The sequence below is a fragment of the Nocardia sp. NPDC005745 genome, from assembly GCF_040630775.1.
Classification (GTDB): Bacteria; Actinomycetota; Actinomycetes; order Mycobacteriales; family Mycobacteriaceae; genus Nocardia.
Window position 1 is genome coordinate 36,333 of record NZ_JBEXYF010000041.1, and the last position, 17,895, is coordinate 54,227.

The window sequence follows — 17,895 nt, forward strand, 5'->3', positions numbered from 1 at the left end:
CGTGGTCGGTGCCGTCTTCTCGGGGACAACGGCGGTGGAGTCCGGCAGAATACCCGCCGGGCAGCGGGGGAGCCTGCCGTTGGCCGTTCGTAGCAAAACCGCGAGTAATGAGGGGGATTCAGTGGGTAGGGGTGGCCCGGCGCGCAGCATGATGGTGCGGTTTCGAGCCTTTCGGGAGTACGAGGCACGCAAGGCCGAGGCCAATAACGCGATGATGGCGCTCCTCGCAGGCGCCCAGTTGTCGGCTCACTTGCTGCGGCTGACCGAAGGGTCGGATCGGTTGTTACCCGAGGTGTTCCCGGCGGTCGACCACATCCAACGGTTCAACCTGAAGTCCGATGACGCCCGCCAGATCCTGCTCGGCGCCGACGCGCATCTCGGCAAGATGGCTGTCCCCTATGTCCTGTCCCTGCACGAGGACTACATGAGGACGTGCATCGACATGCTGGCGGCGAACCAGTTGTGCTCGAAGGTTCTCGCCAAGGGCAATCTGGTCAGCTTGCATCCGGTTTTCGAGCGCACCACCGGTCAGAGGTTCGACACGGACATGATGTCGTATATGACCGTGCTGCGGTTGATGCGTAACGCCGTGATCCACAACGGCAGCACGGTGACGCAGGCGCTCCACGATGAACTGGCCGAGTGGACAGCTTCGCAGGAGCAGGGGTGGTTCGACCTTGCCAAACGCAACCCGCGAACTCTCAGGATCGGTGACCGGATCGAATTCGGGCACGGCGAGATGATCGCCGCTCTCGCCATCACCAAGCGTCTCGATCGAGAGACCAACCTCGGTCTGCAAACCGCCCTCCCCAGAACCTGCTGGGCTGCGTTGGTCGTCGACGAGATCGTCGCCGACCAACCCAAGATGCTGCATGACATGAAGGTCGCGTTGCGAAAAGCGCGCGGAGTCGCTCGGCACCACTACGGTGTCATCGGACTGACGGATGTCGAGCTCAGCTCCGAATTGGCGATCAGATAGGGAAGGCGGCCTGGACGGGACCAACGAAATTACAAAGCGGGGCTCTACTCTTGAGCTATCGGCATCGGCCGACCGGGGCGTTAATCCCGAATCTCCTCGCTTCTGTGGAAACTCCGGTCGCGAACCGGCGGGGCCCATACCCAGCTCCCCGCACCCTCTCGGGCGCACCCCAACTTTATCAGAACCTCTGCGCGTAGTTGCAAGATCAACGGCACATGGCTGCGGTATTTGCCGAGAAGACTCTCCAGCATGTGCCGCTGGACCTCGAATCAGGGTGGGTCGCGGGGGAGGAGGGTGCCCAGGGGGCCGAGGTCGATGTTGAGGTCTTCGAGGGTCAGGCCGAAGTGGTCGCGGAGTTCGTCCATGCGTTGTTCCAGCAGCATGAGGGTGGTGCCGATGCGTTCGATCTGGGTGTCGGTGAGGTCGCCCGCGTCGCGGCGGCCAAACTTCAGCGTATGCCTGGTTACCTACCAGGTCGATGGGTTCTGCCTGCGAAAAGTGGGGAAGTCCCGGGCTGTGGAAGCGCTTTCAGCGATCGTCTGGCGGAGAGTGGCCGCCGCTCGCGGAAAAAAATTCGGAGAAATTCGCGAACTATGTCGAAGGCGGCTGAGCGGTTCCGACCAGGAGGTGACAGCAGGTCACACCACAGCACAGGAGCACATCATGTCGGTCAACACCTTCTTCTGGTTCGACAACGCCGCCGAGGAAGCCGCCGCCTTCTACGCCTCGGTGATCCCGAACTCGCGGGTGGTCGACATCTCCCGCAACTCCGATGGTTCGGCCTTCATCGTCGCGCTGAACCTGGACGGTCAAGCGGTCACGCTGATGAACGGCGGCCCGGGCCACCCGTTGACCGATGCCGCGTCGCTGCAGGTCATCGTGGACACCCAGGACGAGATCGACCGCCTGTGGGAAGCCCTCACCGCGGACGGCGGCGAGCCCGGCCCGTGCGGCTGGCTCCAGGACCGCTACGGCCTGTCCTGGCAGGTGGCGCCCTCAGCGCTGCCGAAGCTGATGGGCGGCGACGATCCCGCCAAGACCATCGCCGTCGGCACCGCCCTGCGGTCGATGTCCAAGCTCGACGTCAAGGCGCTGCAGGACGCCTACGACAACGCCTGACCCTCGGGAATCCGCACCGCACGGACAACCGGGCGAATGACGCCACCACGTCCGGCAATGCGGACGACCCCGTCCGGACGCCATTGTCCGGGCGGGGTCGTCTCGTGCGCGGCGGTCTAGCGCCAGCGTTCGGGGGTCACGGGCGCGTCCCACGCCCGGGCGTAACGGCGCTTGTCGGGAGCATCGTATTCCTTGCTGCGGTAGATCACATACGGCCGCATCAAGTAGCCGACGGGCGCACTGAACATGTGCACCAGCCGGGTGTAGGGCCACAGCCCGATCAGCGCGAGCACGACCAAACCGTGCAGCTGGAAGGTCCACGGCGTGTCCACCATGAGCTCGGGCTCAGGGGCGAGCGTGAACAGGCTGCGGAACCAGGGCGAGACGGTCTCGCGGTAGTTGTAGGTGCCCCACAGCAGATTGCTGCCCCACGTGTTGAGCAGGCCGGTGATCAGCGCGGCGGCCAGCAGCGCGTACATCAGCTTGTCGTTGCCGGTAGTCGCCTTGCGTACGGCGGGCACCGTGAAACGCCGGTAGAGCAGGATGCCCACGCCGACCAGCACGGCGAGCCCGGCCACCGACCCCGCGCCGACCGCGATCACGTGGTACAGGTGCTCGGAGACCCCGATCGCGTCGGTCCACGATTCCGGGATCAGCACGCCGAGCACGTGACCGCCGAACACCCCGAGCATGCCGAAGTGGAACAGCGGGCTGCCCAGGCGCAGCAGGCGGCTCTCGTACATCTGTGAAGAGCGGGTGGTCCAGCCGAACTGGTCGTTGCGGTAGCGCCACAGGTGCCCGAGCACGAACGAGGTGAACGCGATGTACGGCAGGATCAGCCACAGGGCGATCGGCAGGTTCGGCGTTGCGTTCATCGTCGGCCTTCCGATCCGTCGAACAGGGAGGGGTCCATCGCGAAGGGTTCCAATCCGACTTCCTCTTCGGGCGGCCCCTGGGCGGCGAGTTCGGCGATGCGCCTGCGGTCGGCGGTGGTCGGCGGCGGCAGCGTGGCCCCGATCGCCGCGAGCACTCCGGCATAGGGGGAGCCGTTGTCCGACAGCGAAAGCCGCAGCAACTCCAGCACCGGAACGTGCTCGCCGAGCAGCCGTTCGCCGCCGATCGGATCGACGGTGGCGGCGAACTCCAGCAGCACCGGCAGGTGGTCGGGCAGCTCTTCGTCACCGAGTTCGACACCGGCGTGCCGGTAGGCGTGCTTGAACCGCAGCAGCGCCATCCCGCGCTTGCGGGTGTCGCCGTAGGCGTAGAAGGTCAGGTGCAGGCTGGCGCGGCGGCGCATGTCGAAGGTCGCGACGTAGTCCGCGGCGAGTTCCAGCGGCGGAGTCGTCCGCAGGTGGTCGAGGCATTCGTCCAGGTGGGCGCGCACTTCGTCCGGTAGGGCGGCCGCGGCCGTCGCCAACTGGTCGACCATGGCCAGCGTCTTCTCGCCCGGATAGTCCAGCAGCAGCGCGGCGATCCGCCAGACCAACTGACGGTCGCGCTGGGCCAGTTCGACCGCCGGTTCCGGGCGGCGCCGCAGGTTCAGCAGGCTCATCGCCCCGCTCCGGTCGGAGTCGAGGCCGGATCACCGGCGACCGCGTCGCTCGCGCCGCCGTCGGCGTTCCCGTTGCTTGAGCCGTTGCCGTTGGTGTGGCCGTTCGCGTGCCCGTTGCCGTTGACATCGCCGTTGCTCGGCAGCAAACCGTCGGTGCTCTTCCCGTCCCAGTTCAGCAGATTGATCCGGGACGACTTCTCCTGCGGCGCGGCGCCGTTGGAGTCGGTGAGATGGAATTTCTCCACCATCTGGTCGAACGCCGTCATGCCCGGCCCGCCGTCGGTGTCCAGGCTGCATCCGGTGGCGAGCGAATCCAGTTCGTGCGCGCGGGCTCCCGCGCCGGTCGGGATGACGTAGCGATGCTCGTACTTGGCGATGGCCAGCAGCCGGTACATCGCCTCGATCTCTTCGGGCTCCAGCCGCACCGACGGCGCGATCGAGGGATCGGGCTCCTCCCCGAGGTTCACCGACCGCATGAACGAACGCATCGCCGCCAGGCGCTGCAACGACGCGCGCACCGGGCCCACGTCACCCGCGGTGAACAGCTCGGCCAGGTACTCCACCGGAATGCGCAGCGCGTCGATGGCGCCGAACAGGTTCGACGCGTTCTCGCCGTCGTGACCGGTCTCGGTGAGCACGTCCACCACCGGCGACAGCGGCGGCACGTACCAGACCATCGGCATGGTGCGGTACTCCGGATGCAGCGGCAGCGCGATCTGGTAGTCCACGATCAGCTTGTAGACCGGCGAATCCTGGGCGGCCTGAATCCATTCCGGCGAGATCCCGGCGCGCTCCGCCTCGGCGATCACGCGCGGATCATGGGGATTGAGGAACACACCGAGCTGGGACGGGTAGAGATCGGCGTCCTCGGTGACCGACGCGGCCTCCAGCACGGCGTCGGCGTCGTAGAGCATCACGCCGATGTAGCGCAATCGCCCGACGCAGGTCTCCGAGCACACCGTCGGGATGCCGACCTCCACGCGCGGGTAGCAGAAGGTGCACTTCTCCGCCTTGCCCGTCTTGTGGTTGAAGTAGATCTTCTTGTACGGGCAACCGGACACGCACTGCCGCCAGCCGCGGCACTTGTCCTGGTCCACCAGCACGATGCCGTCCTCGGCGCGCTTGTAGATCGCGCCGGAGGGGCACGACGCCGCGCACGACGGATTGAGGCAGTGCTCGCAGATCCGCGGCAGGTAGAACATGAAGGTCTCTTCGAACTCCAGTTTCACCTGGTCGGACAGCTTCGCCAGCAGCGGGTCCTTGCCGACCTGCTCGGGACCCGAGCCGAGGTCGTCGTCCCAGTTGGCGCCCCAGGTGACCTTCGTGTCCTCGCCGGTGATCAGCGATTTGGGCCGCGCGACAGGCGTCGTGTCGATCTGCGGCGACGACAGCAGGTTGTCGTAGTCGTAGCTCCACGGCTCGTAGTAGTCCTCGACCGTGGGCAGATCCGGGTTGGCGAAGATGTTCAGCAGCCGCTTCAGCCGGGAGCCGGACTTGAGGGTGAGCTTGCCGCGCTTGTTCAGCGTCCAGCCGCCCTTCCACTTCTCCTGATCCTGGTACTGCCGCGGATAGCCCTGTCCGGGCCGGGTCTCCACGTTGTTGAACCAGACGTACTCGGTGCCGCCGCGATTGGTCCAGGCCTGCTTGCAGGTGACCGAGCAGGTGTGGCAGCCGATGCACTTGTCCAGGTTCATCACCATGGCCAGCTGTGCCATGACTCGCATGTCAGTACCGCTTTCCTGCGTCGGTAGGTGCGTGGTGGGTCCGCGTGCCGCCGTCACCCATGTCAGTACCGCCTTCTTGCGTCGGTAGGTGCGTGTGGGCCCGCATGCCGCCGTCACCCATGTCAGTACTCCACTTCCTGCGACCGCTTGCGGATCGTCGTGACCTCGTCGCGCTGATTTCCGGTGGGGCCGTGGTAGTTCAGCGCGAAGGACTGCTGCGCGTAGCCGCCGATGAGATGGGAGGGCTTGATCATGATGCGGGTGAGTGCGTTGTGGATGCCGCCGCGCTTGCCCCGGCCCTTGGTGTCCTCGCCGAGGCCCTCGATGCGCGGCACGTCCACCGCGCGGTCCTGGGCGTGGTACATGAACACGGTGCCCTCCGGCATCCGGTGGCTGACGATGGCCCGGGCCACCACGATGCCGTTGCGGTTGATCGCCTCGATCCAGTCGTTGTCGGCCACGCCGATCTTCGCCGCGTCGCGATCGGACATCCAGATCGTCTGCCCGCCGCGCGAGAGCGTCAGCATGTGCAAGTTGTCCTGGTAGGCGGAGTGGATCGACCACTTCGAGTGCGGGGTCAGGTAGCGCACGGTGACGCCCTTGTCGCCCACGTCGCCGATCGAGGGCTCGTGGAACAGGGCGGTCATGTCCAGCGGCGGGCGGAAGATCGGCAGTTGCTCGCCGAGCTCGATCATCCAGTCGTGATCGAGGTAGAAGTGCTGGCGCCCACTGAGCGTGTGCCAGGGCTTGAGCCGCTCGGTGTTGATGGTGAACGGCGAGTAGCGGCGGCCGCCGGTCTCGCTGCCCGACCACTCCGGCGAGGTGATCACCGGGACCGGGCGGGCCTGGGTGTCGGCGAAGGTGATCCGCTTGCCCTCGTGCTCCGCGGCCAGGTCGGCCAGCTTGGTGCCGGTGCGGCGTTCCAGCGCGTGGAAACCTTCCACGGCCAGACGGCCGTTCGTGGTGCCCGACAACGCGAGGATCGCCTCGGCCGCGTGGGTGTCCTTGGCCAGCGACGGGCGGCCCTGCGCCACACCGGACACGACCGTGCCGTTCATCCCGGCGAGGTACTCCACCTCCTGGTCGGGGTAGGTGGTGACACCCTTGGTGGTGACGCCCAGCGTGTCGATCAGCGGCCCGAGCGCGGCCATCTTCTCCGCCAGCTTCGGATAGTCGCGTTCGACCACGACAAGTTTCGGCATGGTCTTGCCCGGGATCGGTTCGCACTCACCGGCTTTCCAGTCCAGCACGCGACCGCCCGCCTGGGCCGTCGCGTCCGGCGAGTCGTGCTGCAACGGCACCGCGACGATGTCCTTGCGCTTGCCGAGATGCTTCTCGGCCATCCAGGAGAACCCGCGGGCGATCCGGTGGAAGGCGTCGAAGTCGGTCTTGGCCTCCCATGGCGGCGAGATGGCAGGGGAGAAGGCGTGCACGAACGGGTGCATGTCGGTGGAGGACAGGTCGTGCTTCTCGTACCAGGTGGCGGCGGGCAGCACGATGTCGGAGAACAGCGTGGTGCTGGTCATCCGGAAGTCCAGCGACAGCAGCAGATCCAGCTTGCCGGTGGCCGCGGTCTCCCGCCAGGTCAGCTCCTGCGGCCGCACGCCGGTGGCGTCGGTGGTCTGCAGATTGGAGTCGGCGCCGAGCAGATGACGCTGGAAGTACTCGTTGCCCTTGCCCGAGGAGCCGAGCAGGTTCGCCCGCCACACGGTCAGGCAGCGTGGGAAGTTCTCCGGCGCGTCCGGGTCCTCGCAGGCGAACCTCAGGTCGCCGGACTTCAGCCCGTCCACCACGTGCTCGGGAGCGGTCTTGCCCGCGGCCTCGGCCTCGTCCACCAGGTCGAGTGGGTTGCGGTCGAAGGTCGGATAGCTGGGCATCCAGCCCAGCCGGGTGGCGAGGGCGATGTTGTCGGCGGCGGTGCGGCCGGCGAACTTGCCCGTGCCCAGGGGTGAGGCGAACGGCTCGGCGGTGAACGGGTCGTAGCGCCACTGGTCGTTGGTCAGATACCAGAACACCGTGCCCTGCATCTGCCGTGGCGGGCGCTGCCAGTCCAGGCCGAAGGCCAGGGTGGACCAGCCGGTCACCGGGCGGCACTTCTCCTGCCCGACGTAATGCGCCCAGCCGCCGCCGTTCACGCCCTGGCAGCCGGTCAGCAGGGTCAGGGTGAAGAACGCGCGGTAGATCTGGTCGGAGTGGAACCAGTGGTTGGTGCCCGCGCCCATCAGGATCATCGAGCGGCCGCCGGAACGCTCGGCGTTGTCGGCGAACTCGCGCGCGATGCGCTGGGCCTGCACGGCGGGCACTCCGGTGATGGCTTCCTGCCAGGCCGGGGTGTAGGGCTCGTCCGCGTCGTCGTAGCCGCTGGGCCACGTGCCGGGCAGACCGTCGCGGCCGACGCCGTATTGCGCGAGCAACAGGTCGAAGACCGTGGTGACGCGCCTGCCCGCGACGGTCGTGGTCGGCACGCCGCGGGTGAGCACGCCGGGCGTGTCGCTGTCGAAGCGGGGAATCTGTACAGCCGCAGCGTCGTCGGTGCGGCCGTACAGACTCAGGAGGGGATCGACGTCCCCGAGATCGAGGTTCCAGCGTCCGGCACCCTCGTCGCCGAAACGATGGCCGAGCGAGCCGTTCGGCACCACCGGCTGCGCCTGCGCGTCCAGCAGCACCGTCTGGAACTGCACGCCCTCGCCGGTGCGGCCCAGGTCGGCGGCGGTGAGGAACTTGCCGGGAACGTAGGCCCCGTCGCGCTCGTCGAGGGTGATGAGGAACGGCAGGTCGGTGAAGCGCTTGATGTAGTCGAGGAAGCGCGGCGTGGTCTTCTCGACGAAGAACTCCTTCAGCACCACGTGACCCATCGCCATGGCGAGGGCCGCGTCGGTGCCGGGACGCGCGGGCACCCACTCGTCGGCGAACTTGGTGTTGTCGGCGTAGTCGGGGGAGACCACGACCACCTTCTGGCCCCGGTAGCGGGCCTCGGTCATGTAGTGCGCGTCCGGTGTCCGGGTGACCGGCACGTTCGAGCCCCACATGATGAGGTAACCGGCGTCGAACCAGTCCGCCGACTCGGGCACGTCGGTCTGGTCGCCGAACACCTGCGGCGAGGCCACCGGCAGGTCGGCGTACCAGTCGTAGAACGACAGCATGGAGCCGCCGAGCAGCGAGATGAACCGGGCGCCGACGGCGTGGCTGACCATGGACATGGCCGGAATCGGCGAGAACCCGGCCACCCGGTCCGGGCCGTACTGCTTGATCGTGTAGACGTGTGCGGCGGCGGCGATCTCGGCCGCCTCCCACCATTCGGCGCGCACGAATCCGCCCTTGCCCCGGGCGGCCTTGTAGCTGCGCGCCTTCTCCGGGTCTTCGACGACGTCGGCCCAGGCCAGCACCGGATCCTTGAGCCGGGACTTGGCTTCCCGGTACAGCTCGAGCAACGTGCCGCGCACATAGGGGTAGCGCACCCGGGCGGGCGAGTAGGTGTACCAGGAGAACGACGCACCGCGGGGACAGCCGCGCGGCTCGTACTCCGGCTTGTCGGCGCCCACCGACGGGTAGTCGGTCTGCTGCGACTCCCAGGTGATCACACCGTCTTTCACGTAGATCTTCCACGAGCACGAGCCGGTGCAGTTCACGCCGTGCGTGGAGCGCACCACCTTGTCGTGGGACCAGCGATCGCGGTAGAACTCGTCGGCGCTGCGCCCGCCGACCTTGTGCAGCGTCCGCTGATCGGACGACACCTCGCCCCGGTGGAAGTACTTCCCCAGCCGCAAGAGCGCGTCCCCGGCGTCGGTGGCCGGGGCGGAGGGCACGCGACCCTGGCTACGCGAATTAACCACGACGTCCCCTTCGAGCTGTACAAATCGGGCTGATGTTCCGAGCGTAAGGAGACGTCGACGGCTCGCCAAACCACTCTCTCACAGCCCATTCCACCGTGTGGTGAGTTGTGAGATCGGCGCAACGTGGCGGTCACGGTGGCGCTGCGCGTGCGGGGCGCGCCGGACGAAGCGACCAGGGCGGATGTGCGATGACCTGGTCGAGGGCGGCTCGGAAGGGGTGATTCCCCGCCGACGCGGTGATGCTTTGGAAACGACCGGTTCTCTCGCGCTTTACATTTGTTAACACGACTCGGCACTGCCCCGGTTACGCTGATTTTCCTTCCATTCGGAGGATTCCGAGCGCTTTTCCGGTGGGTACACGTTGCCTGGATCACAATTTGCCGAAGATGTGCCGACGCGTTCACCAAGGGCCGCGGCCGAAGAAAATCTCGAACTTCTGCGACGGCGGAAACGCGAGATTGCCGTCCTTGTCCCGCGCGCCGTACATGGCGTTGGTCAGTTCATCGACTGTCGTGACTTGTACCGCATCCGATACCGCCGAATAGGAACTGGTGCCTTCGTCCCACGTCAACGGGTATTTCGGCATGTTCCAGAAAGAATACAGCTCGGGCGATCCGTCCGCTCCTGTGCGGCCGGTGGCCACCGTCACGTGGTCGGCGCTGTTCCACACGACGATATCGCCGCGTTGCGGCCGAGGGCTCTCCGGCTCCCCGGTGTAGCGGCGACGCCCCTCCGGGATCAGCCAGTCGCCCATGCGGTCGACCCACACCTCGAGATAGTCCTCACCCCAGGTGCCGTCCGGACGCCGCCGCAATTCGACCAGGTCTCGCAGTTGATGTTTGTCCAGCACGCCTGCTCGGGTCGCCGCGTAGGTGACCATCTCCCAGCAGTTCAGGCCGTAGTGCTCGTTCAGCGGGGCGAGCGGGCCCTCCGTCTTCAGCCACGCCTCGAATGCCCGATGGCCTTGCTGCCACAGCCCAGGGGAGTAGTTCGCCCAACGCGCGCGGTCTCCGGCGCGAAAGATGCGTTCGAGTTCATCCGCGACGAGTTCCGGCGCGTTATCTATGCGGCGCAAAGGTGGTTGGACCCATTTCCCCGGGAACTTCCGCACATAGTCGGCGGCGGCCTTGCGGTGGTCGACCCCGGCGCGGCGCAGCTCGAGCGCGTTGGCTGCGTCGCTGTCCACCAACGCGTTCGTTCCGCGCCGAAGGTCTTGGGCAATCGCGTGGGTACGTCGAGCGAGAACTCGACTTACCTCATCGAGAGAAACATCGATACGACGCAGAATCTGAGCCATAGTTGCGCCGATGTTGCTTCGGGCCACCTTTACCAGGATACGCAGGGTAGCGGAGCGATCGGGCTGGACCGCATCGGAGTTGCGCGCCTACCTGTCCGCGCCGGGCCGACTCCGAGCGGCTCGCGCACGAACAGCCCACTCGTCCGCGCCGAATCGCAGTGGTGAGGGCGGCGAGGGATGATTTTCGATGGATGTCGCGACCCGCCGGTGCGGACCCCGACGCCTCCCCTGACCGCTCAGAGGCGGCGAGTGGGATCGATGTCGGCGAATGTCTCGACCCAATGATGCGGCGGGCGTGGGGGATTGGGCTCGCCGGGCCGGGCCAGCCCCGCGACCCGCCAACCGGCGGCGGTGGCGGCGTCCAATTCGTCCGGGTGATCCGAGAGGAACAGGATGCGTTCGGCGGGGATGCCGATGGCGCCGGCGATCTTGTCGTAGGAGGACGACTCGCGCTTGCCGCCCGCCGTCGACAGATCGAAGTACCCGCTGATCAGCTCGGACAGGCTGCCGCCGCGCGCGAAGGCGAACCAATCCCGCTGATTGCGTACCGATCCCGAGGAGTAGACGTACAGCGCGAGCCCCGCGGCGTGCCACGCGGCGAGCGCCGGTGGCACGTCCGGGAAGAACTCGCCGTGCAGTGCGCCGCCACGGAAGCCCTCCGCGCAGATCAGGCCCTGCGCGGTCTTGAGCGGCTCGGCCTTGACGTCGGTGTCGAGCCACTCGCGCAGGATCGCGGCGACTTCCTCCGGGCCCGCGTCCGGGCGTCCGGCCAGCTCCCTGGTCGCGGCCAGCACGGGAGCCGCGTTCGTGGAGCCGTTCTCGGCCAGCCACTCCGGGAGCCGTTGCCGGGTATAGCCGTACAGGTCTTCGCGGACCGCGGCGGTGGGGCTGGTGGTGCCCTCGATATCGACGACGACGGCGTCGATCACGGCGCGGTCAGCAGCTCGTCGAGGGTGGGGAAGCCCGCGCTGATCTTGTCGCCGGTGAAGTCGCCGACCCAGCCGTCCGCTTCCTCGAAGAAGCGGATGGCGATGAAATCGGGGCGCTCGCCCATGTCGAACCAGTGCAGCGTGCCCGCGGGCACCGAGAGCAGGTCGCCGCCCTCGCACACCACCGCGAAGACCTCCTCGCCCAGGTGCAGATAGAAGCAGCCGCGTCCGGCGGCGAAGAAGCGCACCTCGTCCTCGGCGTGCCGGTGCTCGTCGAGGAACTTCCCGCGCGCGCCCGCGGCGATCTCCGGCCACTTCGGGTCGGCGTCGTCGGGGTGGATGCGCGCGATGTCGATGTGCTTGTAGCGCCCGGAGCCGTTCAGTTCCGCGACGTTCGTCGTGTAGTGCGCGAGCAGATCCTCGGAAGACACCGACGCGGCGTTCTCGACCACCGGCCAGCGGCCGAAGGTTACGCCGTGCTTCGCCAGTTCGGTGCCGATCACCTCGTCGTCGCTGGTGCGTACGCGCACGTCGGCCGCGTCGCCCGCGGCCATCACCTGCAGGAGGGTCATGTCATTCCAATCTCGAGAAAGTCGTCGCGCGGGGCGAACGCCGCCGGACTGCCGGTGCGGGACACCAGCTCACACAATGCTTCCAGGCATTCGGCGCGATCGCGCGCCTGGGCGAGATCATCGCCCCAGGCGGTGATGCCGTGACCGGCGATGACCAGGACGGGCAGCGCGCCGGGATGGTCGAGCAGGTAGCGCTCGATGTCCGCGCCGATGCGCGGCACCTCGGGCCAGTTCGGGAAGACCGGGATCTCCGCGACGGCCGGATCGCCGCCGCCGAGCCCCTTGATCAGCTCGTAGTCGGTGATCCGCAGCGTCGCGAGCGTGCCGGGGGACGCCGAGCGGGTGGCCAGTGCGGTGGCGAACGGCGGATGGATGTGCACGACCGCCTGGGCCGGGCGGGTCCGGTAGACGGCGGTGTGGATCATCGTCTCGGCGGAAGGTTTGCGTCCGTGGCCTGCCACGGCCGCGGAGTCCGCTACCCGCACGGAGACCATGTCGCGCTCGGTGAGTTCGCCTTTGGACAACCCGCTCCCCGTGACCAGGGCGGTGGCGCCGGTGCGCACCGAGATGTTGCCCGCCGTGCCCGGCATCCAGCCGCGCCGGTAGAGCTCGCGAGCGAGGTCCGCGATGGCCGCGCCGTGCGACGGATCGGGTCCGAGTTCGGGGGCGGCGCTCGCGGTCGCGGCGCCACGTGACGAATCGCCGCGGTGCACCACGCCGTTCTCCGTGACCACCGCGGTCACCAACGCACCGGGCGTGACGTCGAACGCCGGGTTGAAGACGTCGGTCCGAACGGGAGCCGTTGCCACGCCGCCGAATCCGGTCACCTCGGCTGCCGCGCGTTCCTCCACGACGATCTCCCGGCCGGTGGCCATCGACAGGTCGCGGGTCGACTCCGGGGCGACCACGACGAACGGGATGCCGTGGTGGCGGGCGGCGAGCGCGAGACCGTAGGTGCCGATCTTGTTGGCGACGTCGCCGTTGGCGGTGACCCGGTCGGCGCCGACGAGCACGCAGTCGACCTGTCCGGTCGCCATCGCCCAGGCCGCGGCGGAATCGATGGTGAGCCGGTGCGGGATGCCCGCTTCGGCGAGTTCCCAGGTGGTCAGCCGCGCGCCCTGCAACAGCGGCCGGGTCTCGTCCACCAGCACCTGTTCGATCGCGCCGCGTTCGGCCAGCACCCGCAGCGTGCCGATGGCGGTGCCGAACGCGCTGGTCGCCAGCCGCCCGGTGTTGCAGTGGGTGAGCACACGCAGCGGCCGGTCCGCACACAGGCGCTGCACCAGGTCGGCGGCGTGGGTGGCGGCGGCCCGGTTGACCCGGCCGTCCTCGGCGAGCATGTCGAGCGTCTCGGCGAGCACCGCGCCCGCGCCGTGGCCCACCTTCGTCCGAACCCGCCGCACCGCCCAGGCCAGATTCACCGCGGTCGGCCGGGCGGCGGCGATCCGGTCCGCCTCGGCCTGCACCGCCGCCTCGTCCACCACGCCGTCCACGGTGTGCGCGGCGGTGGCGATGACGACGCCGAAAGCTCCCGCGATGCCGATGGCGGGCGCGCCGCGGATGGCCAGCGCCTTGATCGCATCGATCACCTGGTCGACGGTGCTCAGCCGCAGTTCACGCACCTCGTGTGGCAGGCCGCGCTGGTCGATGGTGACGAGCGCGCCGTCGTCCCAGACCAGAGAGCTGTCGTCCATCAGGCGCATCCTTCTCGCGTCGAACCGTGTCGTGCCTGGTCAACGGTATCGGACGGGGGACAGCGGGCCGAAATCGCGTCAGGCGGCCAGGGTGCGCAGTTTCGCGGCTCGTTCGCGTGGGTCGTAGTCCGGGCCGACGCCCTCGATCAGCAGCAGGTCGCCGTCGATGTGATCGGCGCGCAGCGGCAGGATCTCCTGGTAGGCGGGCGAGTGGTACCACTCTCGCGCCTCGGTCATCCCGGGGAACTCGATCAGCACCATGCTGCCGGGCCAGTTGCCTTCCACGACCTCGGCCGGGGGCCCGTGGATGACGAAGCGGCCGCCGAACGGGTCCAAGGTGGCCTGGATGCGCTCCAGGTATTCGAGGATGTCGGGATGGGCCCTGCGACTGCGGAGGTGGGCGAAGCCATAGGCGGACACGGCGTTTGGCCTTCCTTCGTTCGATCACGCCGGGAATGGCGTCGCACCGACGGTAGGTCCGCCGCGCGCGGTGCGGCAATTACCTGAGGGGTAAGCGCACTGGTCTCGAACGACCGCGGCCGCCGGTCCCGGGAGGAGTTGGGGCCGGCGGCGCGGGTGGCGCAGATCAATTAGCGGCGGCGCTCCTGCTCGCCGCGCCGGTCGGGCATCTCGCTCCTGGTGCCCCGACGGCCTTCCATGTCCGCGCCCTCGCGCATGTCCTGCTCTTGGCGCTGTTGCTGCTGCTGCCTCGGCATCTGCTTCGGCATTTTCTTAGGCGTTTTCTTCGACTTTTCAGTCATCTCCACACGGTCCTTTCCGGGGGATTGATATTCGCCTAACGAACTCACGATAGCGAGCGGATATGGCGTCCGGAAGGGGAAATGAAAAATAAGCCCCTTAGCGGCAGATCTGTCATGTTTACGCAGGTAGGGGCGATATCTGCATTGATTCAGATAACGAATTCGGTTGCGGTGTGCCTCTGGTTGACATTCTTCTGACCGGCGCGCCGGAGAGTTGGGGCGAAGGGTTGATCAGGGCGAGTGGTAACGCTTGCGCGGGTGCGGCGGTGTTTATCGCGGTGAATTCGATTCCGCTGTCGTGAAGAAGCGTGCGGATCATTCGAGTGGTCGCCACTGCTACCGCGGATTCCTCTGTGCGACAACGACTTCGGTTCGTCGCCGGGACCGGGTCTCGGCGCGCTCTCGGCTTCCTGTGCGCACACGTTCTCCTGGAGAGGCTGCGCTGCAAGCACTTTCGTGCCCGAAAGCGACGAACCACATGTTGCCTCAGCGGCGCAGCGGCAGGAATTCGACGATCGCTCCGTCGTCGGCGTCGGGCGGGACGACGACCAAGCCGTCGCGGTCGACGAGGCCGCCGAGGTGTGCCGTGCGGACGGTCGGGTCGCCGATCCAGCCACCTTCGTCGGCGGCGCGGGCCGGGACGATGCGGGGCACCGGTCCGGTGATCTCGGCCGCGTTGTGCAGCGGTCCGCGCAGTGGGCGCGCGGGAGTGGCGCCGGTGCGGCCCTCGACGATCGCCGGTGCGAGCGCCATGAGCGTCGCGACGGCGGCGAACGGGTTGCCGGGCAGGCCGAGCACCGTGGTGCCGGAGGTGAGCTGAGCCACGACGGTGGAACCGCCCGGCCGCAGCCGCAGGCGCGGTACCAGGATCTCGGCTCCGGCGCGGGCGAGGGCACCGCGGAGCTGGTCGGCGGCCCCGCCGCCGGTCGCCCCGACGATCACCAGCAGGTCATACTCCGGCGTGACGGTCATGACCTCGTCGAAGCCGTGCGGAGTGTCGCGCAGATGCACAAGATCGGCGGCGCGAATGCCGTTCCAGGACAACAGATCCGGCAGGACAGGACCGATCGAGTCGCGGGTCTGCCCCGCTTGCAGCGGCCCCTCGCTGCGGATCTCGTCCCCGGTCATCACGATGCGCGCGCGGACCGGGCCGCGCACCGGCGCCACGGTGACTTCGACGCTCGCGGCCGCGGAGACCAACGCCGCGGTGACCGGCGTGCCCTCCGGTGCGACCGGATCACCGGTCGTGCGGTCCTCGCCGCGGCTGCGGATGTCGTCGCGCAGCGGGGTGTCCGGCAGGCGGTACAGCGTCTCGTCGGCGATGTGCGCGAATTCGTCGCGCAGCACAACCGTGGTGCCGTCCGGGACGTGCGCCCCCGTGGCGATCCGCACCGCCTCGCCCGGCAGCAGTCCCACCGGTCGCCGCCCGCCCGCGAAGCCGACATCGCGGCGCAGGCGCCACGGGCCGTCGCCCGCGACCGCGTAGCCGTCCATCGCCGAGACGTCGAAGCGGGGCAGCGGCCCGGCCGCCGTCAGCGGGCCCGCGAGCGCCGCCCCGACCACCGAACGCAGATCGGCCTCGTACGTGGTGAGCCGGGACAGGTCGCGGCGCAGAACGTTTCGTGCCTCGTCGAGGTCGAGCGGCGGTTGCTGCCGTGGTGCGTCGACCGCCGCCCTGGCCTGCCGTACCTGCTCGTCGGTGTCGCAGTCGCCGACGCCGGAGAGCGGGATGATCGCGGCGGCGGCGGGCACCAGGGCTTTCATCGGCTGGTTGATCAGCGCGTCGAGCCCGCCCAGCGCGGCGGTCAGCGCGGAGCGCCGCCACACCCCGATCAGATACTGCGGACGCCCCGACTCGTCGGCGGCGAACACCGCGTCCGCGCCGGATTCGGTCGCGTGCCGGATGAGCTCGGCGATCGCCCACGGCGACAGGAACGGCAGGTCGGCGGCCAGCACCACCACCAGCGGGGCGGCGGAGCCGAGGGCGCGCAACCCCGTGTCGATCGCAGGCACCGGACCCGACCCGGGCGGTACCTCGCGCACCTGGATGATCTCCGGCGCCAGCTCGGGCCGATGCGGTCCGACGACCACCGTGTGCGCGCACGAGGCGACGGCGGCGAGCGCCACCTCGAGCATGGAACGGCCGCCGATGACGATGGCCGGTTTGTCCACGCCGCCCATCCGGCTGGCCCGGCCGCCCGCGAGCACGATCGCGTCGGCGGCGATCACACGCCACGACCTCGAGCTAGGTACACCATGGCGGCCATGCTAATTCGTCATCGCCGGGAAGCCCGGGAGCGGACGGCTCGGATCAGGCGTTCGACCAGAAGCGAGCCGGGGGCAGCAGCCGGAACTCGTTGAGTTCCGGGTCGGCGAGCACGAGGTCGGTGTCCCTGGCGGCCACCGGGGCGCCCCGGTCGATCGTCGTGGCGCCCGCCGCGTGCAGCCGGGCGACTTCCGCGGCCCGGTCGTCGGCCGGAAACGAGGTGAGATCCAGGCGCAGCCTGGTCCGGCCGGACCCCGCGTCGGGGGTGCGCACGAACTCCAGCCAGGAGCCGAGCCCGGTCGGTGAACGCAGCCCCGTCAGCCGCTCGCCGCGGTGCGTGGACGGCCAGCCCGTGGCGGCCGACCAGAACTCGGCGAGGCGCCGCGGGTCGCGCGTGTCGACCACGATCGCCGCGACGGATCCGGTGTCCACGTACTCCTCCCTGGGTTCGAGCACGCAGAACTCGTTGCCCTCCGGGTCGGCGAGCACGGCCCATGGCACCGCGCCTTGGCCGATGTCGACCGATCGCGCACCCAATGCCAGCGCCCGGTCCACCTGGGTGCGCTGGTGGTCCAGCGAGCGGGTGGCCAGATCGAGATGCAGGCGGTTCTTGCCGACCTTGGCCCGCATCGCGGGCAGGAAGGTGAGCGCCAGCTCGCCACCGTCGGCGTCGGGGGCCGCGACGTTCACTTCGTCGGGGCGGTCGAGGGTCACGCTCCAGCCGAGCAGTTCGGCCCAGAAGTCCGCGACCGGACGCGGCCGGTCGGCATCGAAGGCGACGCATGCCAGGCGGGTGGGCATGGATCAACGGTACTGTCCGCCATTCGGGCACGGAGGCATTTCGGAAAGCGGTGCTCAGTCGCGCGGGAGATCGGGCAACGGGAAACGCGCGGCGCGCAGGTCGACGCGCCCGTCGTGGATCGGCACGCCCTCCGCGGCGAGCAGGCGCAGCTGACGGTTGGCCAGGTGCGCGGCGGGCTTGCCGCTCGCCCCGAGCACGCGGTGCCAGGGCAGGTCGGCCGAGTCGGTGCGCATGATCCAGCCCACCGTGCGCGGCGTGGACAGACCGGCGGCCGCCGCGATGTCGCCGTAGGTGGCGACCCGGCCGGGCGGGATCGCCGCCACCAGCGCGCGCACCTGCTCTACCTGGGCGTCGGTGGTCGGCATCG

At 68.6% G+C, this 17,895-nt stretch carries 15 protein-coding genes and 1 pseudogene; 2 read left to right on the plus strand and 14 right to left on the minus strand.

Translation table 11 applies throughout. The features are described 5' to 3' along the window. Nucleotides 1–79: 79 nt before the first annotated feature. Nucleotides 80–979 (plus strand): hypothetical protein, encoded by a 900-nt coding sequence (locus ABZ420_RS31145; RefSeq protein ID WP_357130268.1) that lies wholly within the window; start codon nt 80–82, stop codon nt 977–979. Between the two features lie 269 nt (nt 980–1,248). Here ABZ420_RS31145 and ABZ420_RS31150 read toward each other — a convergent pair. After that, a pseudogene (locus ABZ420_RS31150) lies at nt 1,249–1,413 on the minus strand (gas vesicle protein K); the annotation flags it as partial. Nucleotides 1,414–1,642: 229 nt separating this feature from the next. Here ABZ420_RS31150 and ABZ420_RS31155 point away from each other — a divergent pair. Next, on the plus strand, nt 1,643–2,098 hold the full coding sequence (locus ABZ420_RS31155) for a VOC family protein (RefSeq protein WP_357130271.1): 456 nt from the start codon (nt 1,643–1,645) through the stop codon (nt 2,096–2,098). A gap of 116 nt (nt 2,099–2,214) precedes the next feature. On the opposite strand, the gene narI is transcribed toward ABZ420_RS31155, so the two are convergent. The 13 genes from narI to ABZ420_RS31220 all read right to left on the minus strand — a co-directional run bounded on the left by narI (nt 2,215) and on the right by ABZ420_RS31220 (nt 17,893). After that, entirely contained in the window at nt 2,215–2,973 is a 759-nt protein-coding gene (gene narI / locus ABZ420_RS31160) for a respiratory nitrate reductase subunit gamma (protein WP_357130274.1), read from the minus strand. Then, nucleotides 2,970–3,650 carry a nitrate reductase molybdenum cofactor assembly chaperone gene (gene narJ, locus ABZ420_RS31165; protein WP_357130277.1) on the minus strand — a complete coding sequence of 227 codons (681 nt, stop codon included), beginning with the start codon at nt 3,648–3,650 and terminating at the stop codon, nt 2,970–2,972. The genes narI and narJ overlap by 4 nt, the downstream gene beginning before the upstream one ends. After that, on the minus strand, nt 3,647–5,365 hold the full coding sequence (gene narH, locus ABZ420_RS31170) for a nitrate reductase subunit beta (RefSeq protein WP_357130324.1): 1,719 nt from the start codon (nt 5,363–5,365) through the stop codon (nt 3,647–3,649). The genes narJ and narH overlap by 4 nt, the downstream gene beginning before the upstream one ends. A 131-nt stretch (nt 5,366–5,496) precedes the next feature. After that, entirely contained in the window at nt 5,497–9,180 is a 3,684-nt protein-coding gene (locus ABZ420_RS31175) for a nitrate reductase subunit alpha (RefSeq protein ID WP_357130280.1), read from the minus strand. A gap of 427 nt (nt 9,181–9,607) precedes the next feature. Next, complete coding sequence (locus tag ABZ420_RS31180) at nt 9,608–10,393, minus strand: hypothetical protein (protein WP_357130283.1); 786 nt, start codon at nt 10,391–10,393, stop codon at nt 9,608–9,610. Between the two features lie 347 nt (nt 10,394–10,740). Continuing rightward, entirely contained in the window at nt 10,741–11,433 is a 693-nt protein-coding gene (gene mtnC / locus ABZ420_RS31185) for an acireductone synthase (RefSeq protein ID WP_357130286.1), read from the minus strand. Continuing rightward, nucleotides 11,430–12,005 carry a cupin gene (locus ABZ420_RS31190; protein WP_357130289.1) on the minus strand — a complete coding sequence of 192 codons (576 nt, stop codon included), beginning with the start codon at nt 12,003–12,005 and terminating at the stop codon, nt 11,430–11,432. Before ABZ420_RS31190 ends, mtnC begins: the two co-directional genes overlap by 4 nt. Next, complete coding sequence (gene mtnA / locus ABZ420_RS31195) at nt 12,002–13,699, minus strand: S-methyl-5-thioribose-1-phosphate isomerase (RefSeq protein ID WP_357130293.1); 1,698 nt, start codon at nt 13,697–13,699, stop codon at nt 12,002–12,004. Before mtnA ends, ABZ420_RS31190 begins: the two co-directional genes overlap by 4 nt. A gap of 78 nt (nt 13,700–13,777) precedes the next feature. Beyond that, a complete protein-coding gene (locus ABZ420_RS31200; protein ID WP_357130296.1) occupies nt 13,778–14,119 on the minus strand; it encodes a DUF1330 domain-containing protein in 342 nt (113 codons plus the stop codon). 170 nt (nt 14,120–14,289) lie between these two features. Further along, nucleotides 14,290–14,460, minus strand: coding sequence for a hypothetical protein (locus ABZ420_RS31205; protein WP_157106832.1), 171 nt, complete (start codon nt 14,458–14,460; stop codon nt 14,290–14,292). Nucleotides 14,461–14,946: 486 nt separating this feature from the next. Beyond that, on the minus strand, nt 14,947–16,689 hold the full coding sequence (locus tag ABZ420_RS31210) for an NTP transferase domain-containing protein (RefSeq protein WP_357130299.1): 1,743 nt from the start codon (nt 16,687–16,689) through the stop codon (nt 14,947–14,949). An 82-nt stretch (nt 16,690–16,771) separates the two neighbouring features. Continuing rightward, nucleotides 16,772–17,527 (minus strand): VOC family protein, encoded by a 756-nt coding sequence (locus ABZ420_RS31215; RefSeq protein ID WP_357130302.1) that lies wholly within the window; start codon nt 17,525–17,527, stop codon nt 16,772–16,774. A 54-nt stretch (nt 17,528–17,581) separates the two neighbouring features. Beyond that, complete coding sequence (locus ABZ420_RS31220; RefSeq protein ID WP_357130305.1) at nt 17,582–17,893, minus strand: MGMT family protein; 312 nt, start codon at nt 17,891–17,893, stop codon at nt 17,582–17,584. Nucleotides 17,894–17,895: the final 2 nt, after the last annotated feature.